Consider the following 16,438-nt stretch of genomic DNA (forward strand, 5'->3'; position numbering starts at 1 on the left):
GCCCTTTCGCCGGTGAGAGCCGTCGTCTAAGCTCGCGGACCATGACCTGGTCTGTCCGCGTCCCGCTCCTCGCCGCGGTCCCGCTGCTCGCGTGCACGTCGTCGCCGCCGGGCGGGGCGAGCGAGAGCACGACCGGCGAGGGCGACCCCACGACCGCGCCGGGGCCGACCACGCTCGAGCCGACGACGACCACGATCGACCCGACGGTCGACCCCTCGCTCACCGACACGAGCACGAGCGAGCCGCCGGTGCCGGTGTGCGGCGACGGGATCGTCTCGGGCGACGAGGAGTGCGACGACGGCAACCAGGTCGACGACGACTGCTGCACGCTCGCCTGTACCAAGGGACAGCCGGAGCCGGGGCAGGCTTGCTGGACGGCGATCGTCGAGGGGACCAAAAACGGCGAGGACCTCGCCGGCGGGATCGCGGTCGACGCAGCCGGCGAGATCTACATCGACGCCAGCGTGGTCGACATGACGGCCGGGCCCGACGCGCTGATCCGCAAATTCGACCCGGGCGGCGTCAGTCAGTGGACGCAGCAGTACGACGGCGGGGTGAACGCGGCCGACTCGGCCGTTCGTCTGGCGGCCGAGCCGACCGGCTTCCTGGTCGCGGTCGGCCGGCAGACGGTCGCGCAGGGCCAGCCGGGGCTGTTCTGGCTCAGCAAGTGCACGCCGACCGGGCAGCTGGTGTGGCAGTTCACCGACGACGCGCCGATCGCCGGCGCGGCGGTGGCGATGGCCGGCGACGACCCGGTGGTCGTCGGCACGATCAAGCAGAACGACGACACCGACGGGCTGGTCCGCAAGTACGACGAGAACGGCGGCGAGATCTGGTCGCGCGTGCACGCCGGCGGCAGCGGCGGGCTCGACAGCCTGAGCGGGGTGGCGGTCGACGGCGCCGGCAACGTGTATGCGGTCGGGCGCGAGTCGACGGCCGGCCAGGGCTTCGACATCCTCGTCCTGCAGTACGGGCCCGACGGGCAGCCCGGCTGGACGGACCGGGGGGACGGCGGGATGGGCGGCAACGACTGGGCGCTCGACGTCGCGGTCGACCCCGACGGCGCGGTGTACGTGGCCGGGCGCGTCGAGACCGGCGGGGGCTTCGCGGACGCGTGGCTGCGCAAGTACGACGGGGCCGGGCAGGCGCTGTGGACGGGCACGTTCGCCGGCGAATTCGGCGAGAGCGACGACGCCGTGGCGATCGCGGCCGCGGCCGGCGGCGGGTTCGTCGCCGCCGGCGGCACCGCGGTGGGCGAGGACGACGTCGACCTGTGGATCCGCCGCTACGACGCCGACGGCAGCGAGATCTGGACCGACGTCGTCGCCGGCATGAACGGCGGGGTCGACACCGCCACCGACGTCGCGTTCACGCCCGACGGCGGGGTGGTGGTGATCGGCACCATGACGGTGGCGCCCGACCTCAACAGCGACGTGTGGGTGCGCAAGTACGGCCCGTGAACTTCGGACATGCCCTATGGGACATGCTGAAAAGAACATGTCCCGGAGGGCATGTCCTCAGGGCAGCTCCTTGTCCTCGTCGATGAACTCGAGCTGGAGCTCGTCGGCGTCGAGGTCCTTGTTCTCGAGCTCGACCGCCTCGTCGGCGGGCTCGGGCGCGGGGAAGCGCGGCTCGGGGACGATGAGCGGGCGGTCGGGGGCGGTGATGCGCTCGTCGGCCGAGGTGTCGCGCGGGCCGGTGTAGTCGTGGCTGCGCAGGTCCCGGCGATCGATGGCGCGCATCGCCTGGTCCTGGCTCGAGCCGCGGTCGCGCAGGTGCTCGGTGATCCACGCGTCGCGGCGGGACGGGTGGTCGTCCTTGTGCGTGCTGCGGGGCTTGCTCTCGACCTCGTCGTCGGCGAACGTCTCGACCGGTCCGGGCGGCGGCGGGGCCACGTGCGGACCGATCCGCAGCAAGTTGGTGACGTCGCGGACGCCGGCGATCTGGTAGGCGATGTCCTCGATGAGCCGCTTGGTCGCGCGGCGGCGGACGCGACCCCGCAGCAGGACCTCGCCGCGCTCGACCAGCACCTCGACGTCGGAGGCATCGATCTCGTCGTGCGCAGCGAGGATGACGTGGAGGTCGTCGCGGATCGACTCGTCGCTGCGGCGATAGCCGCGCGGGCCGCGGCCGCTGTGCTCCGGTGGGGCGAGCTCGGGCTCGAGTTCCATGCCGGTATAGTCGAGCTCGGCGTATTCGGACTCGTCGAGGCGCGTGCCGTCGAGCGTGGCGTAGGCGCCGTAGCCCTGATAGCTGGCGTCGGCCTGGGGGACCCGCGATTCGGCGAATCCCCAGGGGAATCGCGGCCCCTGGCCGAAATCACCGGTGTGTCGGAATCCGTCCTCGATGGGCATTCTGCGCCGGGTCATGCTCAGCCTCCGCGCTCCAATTCTTGTGCATGGTCACGGCGCGGGCAAGCGGCGGCGCCCGGCGCGACGTCATTCGACGGGGAGCAAGACGATGTCGACGCGACGCTCGTAGGGCCAATCGCTCGGGGCCTCGGGCGCGGCGCCGGGTTCACCGGCAGGCACGACGACGACGCTCTCGGGGTCGACGCCGAGCTGCGAGAGGAAGTCGCTGACCGACGCGGCGCGCGACATGCCGATCTTGTCGTCGTACTCGGTGCTGCCGCGCGGGTCGGTGTGACCGCGCAGCTCGACCTTGCGGTCGCGCAGCGGGCCGGTGGTGAGGCACTCGGCGACGCGCCGCAGCAGGATGTTGTCCTCGGGCTCGAGCGCCGACGAGTCGAACTCGAAGTAGGACTCCGGCTCGAGCGGGATCCCGCAAGCAGTAGCGAGCGGGACGTCGATGAACACGCCGGTGATCTCGATCGGCATCTCGGCGTCCGTCCGCGCCTCGACGTCGCGCGCCGGCGGCAGCGCCTCGCGCTCCTCGGCCTCGGCGATCAGCGCCGCGTCGACGCGCTCGGCGACGTCGTCGGCGTGCTCGACCGGCCGGTCGGCTCGAGTCCTGGCACAGCCCGCCGCGGACGCGAGGAGCACACAGAGGGACAGGTGGACGGCTCTCATGGCCGCCAGGATTGGCCGGCGCGCGAGGCCGTCAAGCGCGGCCGCGCCGGCCCCGGCGGCGCAGGCGAGCAGACCGGCCGACCGCTCGCCGGCGCCGCAGCTGCGCATGCGGCGGCGGATCGGCCATGGCTTTCGGGGCATGTGTTAAAAAACATGTCCGAAGGTCAATATGCCACCCCGATCGCCTCGGCCTGGCGGCGCAGGGTGTCGGTGACCTTGCCGTCGAAGCCGTCCCCGGCGCCGGCGGCCCGCTCGGCCTCGCGCAGGAAGGCGTCGCGCTGGGCCGAGAGGGCCCGGATCTCCTCGTTGACCTCGCCGCGCCTGCGGCGGATGTCGCTGACGTGCGCGGCCTGCTGCTCGGGCGTCATCGCCTGCATGACGTCCGGCAGCTGATCGCGCGGGATGTCGGCGAGCGCCTGGCCGCCGTCGAGCGCGCCGAGCAGGTCCTCGCTGTTGAGGCGGCCGACCTTGGCGCTGTAGCTGGCGGCTTCGGCGGCGGCGCTGGCGGACATCGCCATGCGGTTGCCGAGCTTGGCCGCGGCGTTGTGCTTGTCGGCGCTGCTGCCCCAGTTCAGCATGGTGCGCGAGAGGTCGTGGTTGAGCTGCTGCAGGCGGCCGTCGTACGGGGTGGCGACGGCGACGACGCCGCCGTCCTGGGCGATGCGGGTGTACTCGCCGTTGGTGGCGGCGGCGATCCGCCGCCACGCGACCTCGGCGTCGGGCCCGGCGCCGCACTGCACGGTGTTGATGATGATCCCGCGCTCGGCGGCCCGCCTGGCCAGCGCGTCGGTGGTCGGCGAGTCCTGGTAGTCGTCGTGCGGCGGGGCGTCGCCGACGAGGAAGACGAGCCGCAGGACCTTGTCGCCGGCGGTCCATTGCATGCGCTCGAGGGCGTCCTCGAGGCCGCGGCCGACGTGCTCGGCATGGTCGCCGCCGCCGTTCACCTCGTAGCCGAGCAGCTCGGCGTAGACGGCGTCCATGTCGCTCGAGAAGTCGAAGCGCCTGGTCACGTATTCGTCGCCGAGGTCGCGATAGGCGACGAGCCCGATCCGCAGGTCCGGCCGCGGCTCGCCCGAGGCGAGGCGGTTGGCGATGGCCCAGATCTTCTGCTTCGCGCCCTCGATGAGCCCCGACATGCTGCCGGTGGTGTCGAGCACGAACACCACGTCGATCCGGGGGCGCGTGGCCGCGGTCGTCTGGACCGGCGTGGTCGCCTGGACCGACATGGTCGTTTCGACCACCGGCGCAGGGACCTCGGGGGCGGGGCTCTCGATCATGGGACGAATCGCCAGAGCGAGGCAGCAGACGGCGATGGCGCTGGCGGCGAGGACTTCCATGGGGCGGTGACGCATGCCAGCAACCTACGCGCGAGGCGGCGAGCTGGCCGCCGACTGCGTGGGCTTTTACACAACCTTGACCGGCGACGAAGGGCGGCGACGAGCGAGGCCCGCCGAGCGGTTCGCGGACGGGCGGCGTATCATCCGCGGAGGTCGTGATGATCTGGTCCCGGCTCGGCAGGCGACAGAAGAGCGCGATGGCCTCGGCGATCGACCGGGAGCAGGAGCAGAGCGTCCGCCGCGTCAACGCGATCCGCTTCGCCGGCGCCAGCGGGTTGCTCGGGCTCTACGCGGTGCTCGACCTGCTGCTGCAGCAGGCCGAGTGGGGCGCCGGCGGGGTGCGGATCGTGGCCAGCTACTGGCTGATCGCCGGGGCGCTGTTCCTCGGCGGGCGCCGCCTCGGCGGGCGCGGGTCGGTGCTCGGCGTGGCGATCGCGCTGGTCGACGTGCCGTTCATCTTCGTCCTGCTCTACAGCACGATGGGCACCGGCTCGGCGGCGGGCACGGCCGGCTTCGCGGTCGGGGTGTTCGCGCTGTTCATCATCCTGTCGGCCATCACGCTGCAGCGGCCGCTGGTGGTCGCGTGCGCGGTGGTCGGCAGCGCGCTCGAGATCGTGCTGCAGGTGACGGCGGGGGTCACGGTCGGGGCGATGGTGGCGACGGTGCTGCTGCTGTCGCTGGTGGCGGCGACGTGCGCGTACCTGATGGGCCGGTTCCGCTTCCTCATCGAGACGACGGCGCGCGACCAGCTCCGCCTCGACCGCATGGGCCGCTACTTCTCGCCGGCGGTGGCCGAGCTGCTGAGCCAGGCGCGCGAGCAGCAGGCGCTCGGCGAGTCGCGCGAGCTGACGGTGCTGTTCAGCGACATCCGCGGGTTCACCACCCTGGCCGAGTCGATGCCGTCCGAGGCGGTGGTCCGCCTGCTCAATGATTATCTGACCTGCATGGTCGACGTGATCTTCGCCGCCGGTGGGACGCTCGACAAGTTCATGGGCGACGGGATCATGGCCTACTTCGGGGCGCCCATCGAACAGCCCGACCACGCCGACCGGGCGATGTGGTGCGCGCTGCACATGCAGGAGGCGCTGCACCGCTTCAACCTCGCGCGCGAGGAGGCGGGGGTGCCGGCGCTGAAGATCGGAGTGGGGCTGCACAGCGGGCAGGTGATCGTCGGCGACATCGGCTCGCCGCGCCGCCGCGAGTACACGGCGATCGGCGACGTGGTCAACGTGGCGTCGCGCCTCGAGGCGCTGACCAAGCAGCTGGCGAGCCCGATCCTGGTGTCGGAGACGACGAAGGCGCGGATCCGCGGACCGGTGAAATTCGTGCAGGCGCCGGAGGTGCCGATCCGCGGCCGCAGCGGGCCGCTCACCGTGTTCGTGCCGGCCCTCGATCCGGCCGCCGGCGAGCTGGCGGGGATCTGGCTGCGCGACCACGAGAGCATCCTGGCGCTGGCCCAGGCGGCCGATTCGACGGCGGTCGGCGAGACGATCGAGAGCGTGGGGGCCGACGACTCGAACCCGTGGCTGGCGAAGAAGCGAGCCCCGGCGAGCGCAGCGTCGCGGTAATTCGGCGGCGCACCGGGTAGATCCGGCGATAGGTGACGGGCCGGCTTCGCTGGTATGGTGGCGACAATGTTCGCCGTCCAGCTCCGCAGGGTCCTCGTGTGCGCGACCGTCCTCGCCGTCGGATGCGGCGAGGAAGCACCCCCACCGCCACCAGCGGCGGTGCCGGACGAGTTCGACGATCCGTTCGCCGACGACGCGAAGGGGGAGGCCAAGGTCGAGGCGAAGGACGAGGCGAAGACCGAGACCCAGGTCGCGCTGGCCGAGCCGGCGGGCGCTCCCGCGGCGCCGGGCGTGGCGGGGACCGAGACGCCGGCAGACACGCCGGCGGCGGCCGTGGCGGGGACGGAGACGCCGGCGGCCGCGCCCGCGGCGGTCGCGGAGGGCAAGACGGACGCGAAGGCGGCCGAGCCGGACAAGGCGGCGGCGAAGAAGGTCAAGCCGACGAGCGAGACGCAACCTGTCCCGAAGGACAAGTCACCGACGCCGGCGGCGCCGGAGCCACCTGTCCCTGCGGACAGTCCGCCACCGGCGCCGGCCCCGGCGCCGACGCCCGCGCCGGTGACGACGCCGACGCCTGCGCCGGCCCCGGCGGCGCCGGCCCAGCCGGAGCAGAACCGCTTCGCGGGGACGTTCCGCTACGCCGGCGGCGAGGCGCAGCGGCAGGGCTTGACCGACGCGATCGAGGCGACCGTGCAGCAGTTGAACGCGCTGATCCGCGGGATCGGGCGCAAGCGGCTGACCGCGGCCAACCCGATCCGCGAGCAGATCACGTTCGCGGTCGAGGGCACCAAGATCACGGCGACGTTCGCGGCCGGGCGCACGATCTCGGGGACGCTCGGCGGGCCGGCGGTGCCGTGGACGGCCGACGACGGCTCGCCGCTCACGGTCGCGTTCTCGATCGTCAAGGGCCGGCTGCTGATGGAGTTCAAGGCCGACGACGGCGGCCGGCGCAGCGTGTTCACGCTCGACGAGTCGGGCGACAAGCTGACGATGAGCGTGACGATCACGTCGTCGCGGCTGGACAACCCGCTCAAGTACGCGCTGACGTACCGGCGCAAGTGAGCGCGCATGCGGGTCCGGCGATCGCCGAGTCGATCGCGGACCCCACGCGCCACGGCCGCGGCCCCGACTCGTCGCACGGCGAGCGGCGTGGCGACGCGGCGTCGAGGTCGGTAACGTGGTCGACATGCGCACGAAGGGGCTGGCGGTCGCGCTCGGGGTGTGGGTCGCTGCGGCGGGCTGGGAGGCCAGCGCCGGGCAACTGGTGGTGATGGACGAGACGTGGGTGCACGCGCCCGACCTGGCCGATTCGCACTACCGGGTGACGCCGGCGATGGAGGTGCCGGAGGACTGGACGAGCCCGATCGACTGGACGCAGGGCTCGGTGTGGGTCCACCTCGAGGTGCTGTCGAAGCCGACGGCGCAGGAGACCAGATTTCAGGTGTGCTTCGAGGCCAACCCGACGTACGCGTGCACGCTGCAGTCGCCGACCTACACCGAGGTCGGGGTGTACGAGTGGGAGTCGACGTTCGCGCAGTTCTGGTCGCCGCCGGGCGAGTTCGTCGACTGGAAGCAGGGGGTCAACAAGTTCGCGTGCATCCTCAAGGACACGATGAACGGCAAGCCCTCGGCCGACAACGTCGGCGCCGAGACGGCTGCGCTGTACATGCCGACCGAGGTCCGCATGGTCATCACATTGGTCGAGCCGGGCAGCGTCTACGAGCCGCCGGGGCCGCCGGTCGGCGAGACGACCGGCGATTCGAGCACGGGCGAGGACAGCACGGGCACCACGGACGCGGCGACGGACACCGGCGAGACGACGGAGGACGCGAGCGGCGGGGCGCCTGCGACCACGGGGGCGACGACGGGCGAGCCCACCGGCGGCGAGGCCACGACGTCGAGCAGCGGCGGCGACGCGCCGACGAGCGGGGGCGCGAGCGACGGGAGCGGCAGCGGGGGCGGGACCACGAGCACGAGCAGCAGCGACGGCGCGAGCAGCAGCGACGGCGCGCAGGACTCGGGCGAGGCCGGCTGCGGGTGCCGCGGGGGCGGCGAGCTGCCCGGGGGCCTCGCGCTGGTGCTGGTCGGGCTGGCGCGGCGGCGACGCCGGCGGTGATGCGAGGTGTCCCGGGAGACATGTCCCGGGCGGAGCATCAGATGTCCGAAGAGACAGACGGCCGTCCTGGTCAGGTGTCCTGAGGGACAGGCGGCGGGTCAGCCGAGCGCGACGCGGAGGGCCGCGGGGCCGCGGACGGTGAGGTTGTCGAGCCAGACGGGCGTCTCGAGCAGCTCCCAGCGCGGGAATTTTTTGAGAAGGGCCTCGAGGGTGAGGCGGGCTTCGAGGCGGCCGAGGGCGGCGCCGATGCAGTAGTGCGGGCCGGTCGAGAAGCCGAGGTGGCGGTTGTCGGCGCGGGCGATGTCGAAGCGGTCGGGGTCGGGGAATTGGGCCTCGTCGCGGTTGGCGGCGGCGAACGAGAGGAACAGGCGGTCGCCGGCCTTGAGCTGCTGGCCGTGCCACTCGAAGTCGACGCGGGCGATCCGGCCCATGCGCGACACCGGGCACTCGAAGCGCAGCACCTCTTCGATCGCGCTGGCCACCAGGCCAGGTTCGGCGCGCAGCCGCTCGAGCTGGTCGGGGTGGCGCAGCAGGGTGGAGACGGTGTTGGCGATCAGGTTGGTGGTGGTCTCGTGGCCGCCGAACAGGATCGCGGTGCAGGTCGACAGTAGCTCCTGCTCGCTGAGCACCGAGCCCTGCTCCTCGGCGGCGACGAGGGCCGAGAGCAGGTCGTTGCGCGGCGCGGCGCGGCGCTCGGCGAGCGCGCGGCGGAAGTAATCCTCGAGCTCGAGGATCGCCGCGCGGGCGTCGGCGAGCAGCGCCTGCGTCATGGCGGCGGCGCCGAAGAAGGCCGCGATCGCGTCGGAGCAGGCCTTGAGCCGGTGGCGATCGCCGGGCGGCAGGCCGAGCATGTCGCCGATCACCAGCACCGGCAGCGGGCCCGCGAGCGCGTGCACCAGCTCGACCTCGCCGGGCTCGATCGCCGCCAGCAGCTCGTCGAGGATCTGCTGGATCCGCGGGCGCCACGCCTCGATCAGCCGCGGCGTGAAGGCCTGGCCCAACAGGCTGCGCAGGCGCGTGTGGTCGGGCGGGTCGCGCAGCAAGATCCAGTGCGCCAGGTTGCCCGTCACCGGCGCCACCCACTCGCGCGCCTCGGGCGGCAGGCGCCTGGCCATCGCCTCGGCGCGGCTGGCCGAGAGGCGAGGGTCGCGGAAGCCGGCCGAGACGTCGGCGTAGCGGGTGACGATGTACGAGCCCGCGCCCTCGTTGCCGGCGAAGTACAGCGGCGCCTCGCGGCGCAGGCGGGCGAGCACCGGGTAGGGGTCGGTGCGGTTTTCCGGGGCGTACAGGCCGAGAGGATCGTGCATGCGCACTCGAGGGTAGCGGAGTTCGCGGCGCGCGGGGGGCGAGGCGAGGGCGCGCGGGGGCGCTCGAAGGGGGCGGCTGCGGGAAGGCGCTTCGGTCGTCGCGTCGGGGGGGTCGGACGGCATGGCGCGAGAGACAGGTCGCCGGAAGGCTGGGTGAGCGGCGCGAGCACATGGCCGAGAGGACATGTCGTACAGGGGCCTGCGAGTGCGGCGAAGCGGCGCCTGCCGTCGCGGAGGCGCAGCGAGAGCGACGGCGGGGGCAGAGTCCGTCATGCATGCATGCGATTCAGGGGCCGCGCGGGCCGTCAGGGATCGTGCGGCCGGTGGTCGAACAGCTTTGAACGTGCTCCGGGGGCGCGCGCGGCGAGGTGAATTGATAGAGTCTCGGCGAGAGGATCCACCCATGCGAATCGTCCCCCTCGTCGCTGTCCTTCTTTCGCTCGCCGGTTGTGACAAACCGAGCACCACGAGCTCGCCGCCGCCGTCGGGCGCGGTGAGCGAGTTTCACGTGTCGATCTTCAACGCCTGCGGGAACGACGTCACGGTCGAGGTCGGTACCGCAGCGGGCAGCGGGCGGCAGGTCTACCTGTTCAAGGCTGCGCGCGAGACGATCACCGGCGGCGCCGAACAGATCTTCCTGATCGGCAAGGGCGGCGAGCTGCTGGCGACGTATCAGCCGATCCAGGGCAAGCAGAAGGCGCAGGTGACGAGCGACTGCACGGCGATCGAGCGCCTCGACTGAGCTTGTGCGCGCGGGGGGGCGCGGATATGCTCGCGCTCATGCTCCGCTCGCTCGTCGTCGCCGTCGCGCTCGCCGTGTCCGCCTGCTCCGCCGCGCCGGCCGGGGCGCTCGAGGTGCAGACGGCGACCCGCTCCGAGTCGCTGACGGCGGCCCGCCTGGCCGAGCTGCCGCAGGTGCAGGTCACGGTGAAGGACAGGCAGTACGCCGGGCCGCGCCTGCGCGAGGCGCTGCTGGTCGCAGGGGTGCCGGCGGGGTTCGACGTCGAGGTGGTCGGCGCCGACGGCTACAAGCAGACGGTCGACGCGGCGACGGTCGGGCGCGACGACGTGATCGTCGCGCTCGGGCTGCCGGTCGGCGAGGGGCCGCTGAAGCTGGTGGTGCCCGGGTCGCCGGGGCTGTCGGTGCGCCAGGTGATCGCGCTGCGGGCGACGCCGGCGACCGGGTCCTGACCGTCGAGACAGGGTCGGAGAGACAGGGGCGAAGGGACATGGCTGAAGAGACACGTGTATTGCCGGCCGAGTGGGCGCCGCAGGCCGGGGTGCTGCTGACGTGGCCGCACGCGGGCAGCGACTGGGGGCCGACGCTCGCGCGGGTCGAGCCGGTGTTCGTCGAGATCGCGCGGCAGGTCGCGCTGCGCGAGGTGGTGGTGATCGCGTGCCACGACGCGGCGCTGGCCGGGCACGTGCGGGCGCTGCTGCGCCGGGCGGGGGTCGCCGACGCGCGGGCGCTGCTGCACGCGGTCCCGTGCGACGACACCTGGGCCCGCGACCACGGGCCGCTGACGGTGATGGTCGACGGGGCGCCGCGGGTGCTCGACTTCGTGTTCGACGGCTGGGGCGGCAAGTTCGCGGCGGCGCAGGACGACGTGATCCCGCAGCGGCTGCACGCGCTCGGTGCGTTCGGCGCGGTGCCGCTCGAGATCGTGCCGCTGGTGCTCGAGGGCGGCAGCGTCGAGTCCGACGGCGCCGGCACGCTGCTGACGACCGAGCGCTGCCTGCTGGCCGACAACCGCAGCGGGCTCGACGCGCCGGCGCTCGAGGCGGCGCTGCGCCGCCACCTCGGCGCGCTGCGGGTGCTGTGGCTGCGCCGCGGCTGGCTCGAGGGCGACGACACCGACGGCCACATCGACACCCTGGCCCGCTTCTGCGACGCGCGCACGATCGCCTACCAGAGCTGCGACGACAACGCCGACAGCCACTGGGAGGAGCTGCAGGCGATGGCGGCCGAGCTGGCCGCGTTGCGTACGCTGGAAGGCGAGCCCTACGAGCTGGTGCCGCTGCCGTGGCCGCGCCCGCGCTTCGGGCCCGGGGCGCGGCGCCTCCCGGCCACGTACGCGAACTTCCTGGTGATCGACGGGGCGGTGCTGGTCCCGACCTACGACGACCCGGCCGACGCGGAGGCGCTGGCGCGGCTGGCGAGGGCGTTCCCCGGGCGCGAGGTGATCGGCGTCGACTGCCTGCCGCTGATCGAGCAGGGCGGCAGCCTGCACTGCCTCACGATGCAGCTGCCGCGCCCGCTGTGCCTCGGCCCCGGCGCTGCGAGTTGATGTCCTGAGGGACAGGTAGTTTTTCGCGCGCCCGGCTTCGCGTCGGCAGGTCGAGTGCGCGCGCTGCTGCGAGAAGGTCGTCGGCGCCGCTCGACGGCCGCCGTCGCGTCGTTGCGGTTGCACCGATCGGGGGGGGTGCTAAGGAGGGCGGCCGTCGCTCGCTCGATCGACGGCGCAGAGGAGGACGTGATGGCGACGGACGAATCCAACGAGAACGACGCGGCGGCCCGCGGACCGAAAAATTGCCCAACGCTCACCACCAATCAGGGGGTGCCCGTCGGCGACGACAACCACTCGCTGAAGGCGGGGCCGCGCGGACCGACGCTGCTCGAAGACTTCATCTTTCGCGAGAAGATCACCCACTTCGACCATGAGCGGATCCCCGAGCGAGTGGTCCACGCCCGCGGCGAGGGGGCCCACGGCTACTTCGAGGTGACGAAGTCGCTGAAGAAGTACACGCGCGCCAAGTTCCTGCAAAAGGTGGGCGAGAAGACGAAGGTGTTCGTGCGCTTCTCGACGGTCGCCGGCTCGCGCGGGTCGATGGACACGGCGCGAGACGTGCGCGGCTTCGCGGTCAAGTTCTACACCGACGAGGGCATCTTCGATCTCGTCGGCAACAACATCCCGGTGTTCTTCATCCAGGACGCGCTGAAGTTCCCCGACGTGATCCACGCGGTCAAGCCGGAGCCGCACAACGAGATCCCGCAAGCGGCGTCGGCCCACGACACGTTCTGGGACTTCGTGTCGCTGACGCCCGAGTCGACCCACATGCTGATGTGGATCATGTCCGACCGCGCGATCCCCCGCAGCCTGCGGATGATCGAGGGCTTCGGCGTCAACACGTACCGCTTCATCGACGCCGAGGGCAAGGCGACGTTCGTCAAGTTCCACTGGAAGCCGAAGCTCGGCGTGCACTCGGTGGTGTGGGACGAGTCGCAGAAGCTCGGCGGCAAGAACCCCGACTACCACCGCCTCGACCTGTGGCAGGCGATCGAGCGCAAGCAGTACCCCGAGTGGGAATTCGCCATCCAGGTGATCGAGGAGAAGGACGAGCACAAGTTCCCGTTCGACGTGCTCGACGCGACCAAGATCTGGCCCGAGGAGCTGGTGCCGCTGGAGCGGGTCGGCAAGCTGGTGCTCAACCGCAACCCCGACAACTTCTTCGCCGAGACCGAGCAGGTCGCGTTCTGCCCGTCGCACATGGTCCCGGGCATCGACTTCTCCGACGACCCGCTGCTGCAGGGCCGGCTGTTCTCGTACCTCGACACCCAGCTGAGCCGCCTCGGCAGCCCCAACTTCCACGAGCTGCCGATCAACCGCCCGCAGTCGCCGATCGACAACAACCAGCGCGACGGGCACATGCGCCACACGATCGACAAGGGCCGCACGTCGTACTCGCCGAACTCGCTGGGCAAGGGCTGCCCGTTCCACGCCGGGGCCAAGGGCTTCAACACCTACGCCGAGAAGATCGACGCCAAGAAGGTGCGCGAGCGCAGCAAGAGCTTCTCCGACCACTTCGGCCAGGCGGAGATGTTCTGGCGCAACATGTCGGGGCCGGAGAAGCAGCACATCATCGACGCGTACAGCTTCGAGCTCGGCATGGTCGAGTCGGAGATGGTGCGCAAGCGGATGGTCGACATCCTCGCCCAGGTCGCGATGCCCCTGGCCGAGCGCGTGGCGGCCAACCTCGGGCTGACGATCGACAACGCGAGCGCGGCGATGAAGCGGCTCAAGGCCGAGTGGGACAAGTACGGCGTGACGTTCCCGCCGGGCGAGCGCCACGACTACGACGGCGTCAAGGCGCCCGAGCTCAGCATGGCCAACACGGTCAAGGACACCATCGAGACCCGCATGGTCGCGGTGCTGGCCGCCGACGGGGTCGACGGCGCGCAGCTCGAGGCGATGAAGGCGGCGCTCGAGGCCGGCGGCGCGGTGGTCGAGATCGTCGCGCCGTCGCTGGCCCCGCTGAAGAGCAGCGACGGCAAGTCGTTCAAGCCCGCCAAGACGCTGCGCACCGCGGCCTCGGTGTTCTACGACGCGGTCTACGTGCCCGGCGGGGCCGACAGCGTGAAGGCGCTGAAGAAGGAGGGCACGGCGGTCCACTTCGTCAACGAGGCGTTCGCCCACTACAAGTCGATCGCGGGCGTCGACCAGGGGCTCGACTTCCTGCTGGCGACCGACATCCTGCCGAAGGGCTCGAGCGACGCCGACCTGTTCAAACAGTCAGGCGTGGTGGGGTCGCGCGACGGCGGCGACGTGAAGCAGGTGGCGCAGAAGTTCAAGGCGGCGATCGCCGCCCACCGCCACTGGGACCGCAAGAACGTCGATCGCGTGCCCGCCTGAGCGCGCGCGAGCGCGGGCGCGCCGAGGCTCGCGCCCGCGACCGCTCTCGATCGCGCGAGCGCGTGGCGGCGAGCCGCGCATGCGCCCGCGCGCGGCCCGTGAAACCGCGTGGAACGACGATTGATGGCGAGCCGCCGCCGACCCGCGGCTTGCCGAGGCTCGCCGGCCGAGACGCGGGCATAATCCGCCGGCGTATGAATGTCCCCGTCCTGAGCTCGCGGATCGATTCGGTCACGGTGTATCGCCAGGGCGCGCTGGTGTGTCGCTCGGCGATCTTGCTGGCGGCGCAGCCGGTGCCGGCGCAGGTCAAGCTGCTCGGGCTGCCGCTCAGCCTCGACGACGGCTCGGTCCGCGTGCGCGTCGAGGGCGAGGGCGGCGAGCTGCCGGTGGCCACCGACCTGCGGATCGCGCTCGACCTCGCGGAGCCCGATCCGGCGCTGCCGCCCCCGGACGACGCCGAGCTCAAACAGGCCCGCCGCGCGGTCCGTTCGCTGGCCGACCGCCGCGCGCACCTCGAGGCCCAGCGCTCGCGGATCGAGCGGCTGCAGGTGTTCGAGCGCCCGGCCAACAAGCGCGGGCAACCACCGCTGCCGTCGCCGACGAACGCGCGGCTGTCGCTGGTCGAGTTCCAGCAGAAGCAGCTGGAGAGCCTCGACGCGCAGCTGGCCCAGGTCCGCAGCGAACAGCGTCAGGCCGAGGAGCGCCGCGACCACCTCGAGGCGCGCCGCAAGGCGGCCTCGCGCGCGGGGCAGGCCAAGCCGCACGAGCTGCGCAAGGCGGCGCTCATCAGCCTGCGCGCCGCCGAGGTGCCGACGGTGCCGGTGCGCGTGATCCTCGAGTACATGGTCCCCGGCGCGCGCTGGGCCCCGTCGTACGCGATCAACCTGACGCCCGACCTGGCCAAGGCGACGGTGGCAGTGCGCGCGGTGGTGGCCCAAGAGACAGGTGAGGACTGGACCGGCGTGCGCCTCACGCTGGCGACCGCGGACGCGCAGCGGTGGGTCGAGCTGCCGGAGATGCAGGCGCTGCGGATCGGTCGCCGCCAACCCGCGCCGCCGCGCCGCGGCTGGCGGGCCCCGCCGGCCGGCGCCGGCGAGCTCTACGCCGACTACGACCGCTTCCTCGCCGGCGGCGCGGCGCCGAACAAGCCGGCGCCCGAACCGGCCCCGAGCGACGAGTGGGAGGGCGAGTCGTTCGCGGGGATGATCGATCCCGAGGTCGCCGAGGACATGCCGACGCGCTCGGGCTCGGTCTCGCCGAAACAGGCGGCCGCCCTGCAGCAGCAGTTCGATCGCGCCCGCAACCTGCCCGGGGCCGCGCGTCCGCCCGCGCCGCAGGCCCCGGCGCGAGCGAGCGCGCCGCCGATGCGGGCCTCGCCGCCGCCCTCGGCGCCCCCGCCGATGACGTTCTCGGCCTCGGCCGAGCTGGCGAAGCGCAAGGGCGGCGGCTTCGGCGGGGCGCTGGCCGACGCCGGCGGGGCGCTGGCAGGCGCGGTGAGCAGCCTGTTCGCGGCGCCGGAGGGCGGCGGTGGACCCGGCCTCGCGCGCGCCGAGCCGGAGCTCGAGCACGAGGTGGCGCCCGAGCAGCTCGCGTACGGCGACCTGCGCATGCCGGGCCCCGAGAGCGGCCGGCGCGGCACATTGACGCTGTCGCACCGGCGCGAGCGCTACCTCGAGATGTTGTGGGTGCGCGAGGTGACGCGCGAGATCGACGTGGTCGCCCTGATCGACGGCGCGGTGGCGCGGGCGCAGCAGGCCGGCGGGCGCGGGTTGCCGCCGCGGCACCGCTTCGCCGAGTCGTGGTTCGGCTTCGACTACGTGTACGCCGCCGAGACGCCGATCGACATCCCGTCCGACGGCGACTATCACTCGGTGCCGCTGCTCAAGCAGGCGGCGCCGAGCGTGCTCGGCTACGTGGTCGTGCCGCGCGAGAGCACCGACGTGTTCCGCTTCATCAGGCTGAAGAACCCGCTCGACGCGCCGCTGCTACCTGGCCCTGCGGACATCTACGTCGGCGACGATTATTTGCTGTCGGCCGACCTGAAGGTCGCGCCGCCGCGCGGCGAGGTGAAGATCGGCCTCGGCGTCGAGCAGGCGATCAAGGTCGCGCGCAACACCCACTACAAGGAAGAGGCGGCCGGCCTGATGGGCGGCTCGCTGTCGCTGCGCCACGAGATCGAGGTCGAGATCGCCAACCGCTCGCCGCGGCCGGTCGAGATCGAGGTGCAGGAGCGGCTCCCGAGCCTGCGCGAGAGGGAGGACGAGATCCACGTCGACGTCGGCGCGGTCGAGCCGGCCTGGGCCCCGTTCGAGCCCGAGCACTACGAGCTCAAGGGCGGCTACCGCTGGCGCGTGCAGCTGCCCGCCGGCGAGAAGAAGAAGCTCAGCGCGACCTACGTGGTCCGGATCTCCGCGAAGAAGGAACTGGTCGGCGGCAACCGCCGGGAGTGA

Annotated in this window: 13 protein-coding genes; 9 read left to right on the forward strand and 4 right to left on the reverse strand. The window is 72.4% G+C overall.

Features of this window, described 5'->3' with window-relative positions; all coding sequences use genetic code 11:
* Nucleotides 1-41 precede the first annotated feature (41 nt).
* Nucleotides 42-1,460 (forward strand): DUF4215 domain-containing protein, encoded by a 1,419-nt coding sequence (locus K7C98_RS35525; protein WP_224196310.1) that lies wholly within the window; start codon nucleotides 42-44, stop codon nucleotides 1,458-1,460.
* Nucleotides 1,461-1,517: 57 nt separating this feature from the next.
* Here K7C98_RS35525 and K7C98_RS35530 read toward each other — a convergent pair whose 3' ends face one another.
* The 3 genes from K7C98_RS35530 to K7C98_RS35540 form a co-directional block, all read right to left on the reverse strand.
* Nucleotides 1,518-2,369: a BON domain-containing protein gene (locus K7C98_RS35530; protein ID WP_224196311.1), complete on the reverse strand. Its 852-nt coding sequence runs from the start codon at nucleotides 2,367-2,369 to the stop codon at nucleotides 1,518-1,520.
* A 69-nt stretch (nucleotides 2,370-2,438) separates the two neighbouring features.
* Nucleotides 2,439-3,170, reverse strand: a complete 732-nt coding sequence (locus K7C98_RS35535; RefSeq protein WP_224196312.1) for an OmpA family protein — start codon at nucleotides 3,168-3,170, stop codon at nucleotides 2,439-2,441.
* Between the two features lie 23 nt (nucleotides 3,171-3,193).
* Entirely contained in the window at nucleotides 3,194-4,381 is a 1,188-nt protein-coding gene (locus K7C98_RS35540) for a vWA domain-containing protein (RefSeq protein WP_224196313.1), read from the reverse strand.
* A 143-nt stretch (nucleotides 4,382-4,524) separates the two neighbouring features.
* On the opposite strand from K7C98_RS35540, the gene K7C98_RS35545 reads away from it, so the two are divergent.
* The 3 genes from K7C98_RS35545 to K7C98_RS35555 all read left to right on the forward strand — a co-directional run bounded on the left by K7C98_RS35545 (nucleotide 4,525) and on the right by K7C98_RS35555 (nucleotide 8,050).
* Nucleotides 4,525-5,934: an adenylate/guanylate cyclase domain-containing protein gene (locus tag K7C98_RS35545; protein WP_224196314.1), complete on the forward strand. Its 1,410-nt coding sequence runs from the start codon at nucleotides 4,525-4,527 to the stop codon at nucleotides 5,932-5,934.
* A gap of 66 nt (nucleotides 5,935-6,000) precedes the next feature.
* Entirely contained in the window at nucleotides 6,001-6,996 is a 996-nt protein-coding gene (locus K7C98_RS35550) for a hypothetical protein (protein WP_224196315.1), read from the forward strand.
* A gap of 124 nt (nucleotides 6,997-7,120) precedes the next feature.
* Complete coding sequence (locus K7C98_RS35555) at nucleotides 7,121-8,050, forward strand: hypothetical protein (protein WP_224196316.1); 930 nt, start codon at nucleotides 7,121-7,123, stop codon at nucleotides 8,048-8,050.
* Between the two features lie 98 nt (nucleotides 8,051-8,148).
* On the opposite strand, the gene K7C98_RS35560 is transcribed toward K7C98_RS35555, so the two are convergent.
* Complete coding sequence (locus tag K7C98_RS35560) at nucleotides 8,149-9,357, reverse strand: cytochrome P450 (RefSeq protein WP_224196317.1); 1,209 nt, start codon at nucleotides 9,355-9,357, stop codon at nucleotides 8,149-8,151.
* A 403-nt stretch (nucleotides 9,358-9,760) separates the two neighbouring features.
* On the opposite strand from K7C98_RS35560, the gene K7C98_RS35565 reads away from it, so the two are divergent.
* The 5 genes from K7C98_RS35565 (at nucleotide 9,761) to K7C98_RS35585 (ending at nucleotide 16,438) form a co-directional block, all read left to right on the forward strand.
* Entirely contained in the window at nucleotides 9,761-10,099 is a 339-nt protein-coding gene (locus K7C98_RS35565) for a hypothetical protein (RefSeq protein WP_224196318.1), read from the forward strand.
* A gap of 38 nt (nucleotides 10,100-10,137) precedes the next feature.
* Complete coding sequence (locus tag K7C98_RS35570; RefSeq protein WP_224196319.1) at nucleotides 10,138-10,548, forward strand: hypothetical protein; 411 nt, start codon at nucleotides 10,138-10,140, stop codon at nucleotides 10,546-10,548.
* 38 nt (nucleotides 10,549-10,586) lie between these two features.
* On the forward strand, nucleotides 10,587-11,645 hold the full coding sequence (locus K7C98_RS35575; protein WP_224196320.1) for an agmatine deiminase family protein: 1,059 nt from the start codon (nucleotides 10,587-10,589) through the stop codon (nucleotides 11,643-11,645).
* 189 nt (nucleotides 11,646-11,834) lie between these two features.
* Entirely contained in the window at nucleotides 11,835-13,988 is a 2,154-nt protein-coding gene (locus K7C98_RS35580; protein WP_224196321.1) for a catalase, read from the forward strand.
* Nucleotides 13,989-14,182: 194 nt separating this feature from the next.
* On the forward strand, nucleotides 14,183-16,438 hold the full coding sequence (locus K7C98_RS35585) for a DUF4139 domain-containing protein (RefSeq protein WP_224196322.1): 2,256 nt from the start codon (nucleotides 14,183-14,185) through the stop codon (nucleotides 16,436-16,438).

The sequence above is a fragment of the Nannocystis pusilla genome (assembly GCF_020073745.1).
GTDB lineage: Bacteria > Myxococcota_A > Polyangia > Nannocystales > Nannocystaceae > Nannocystis > Nannocystis radixulma.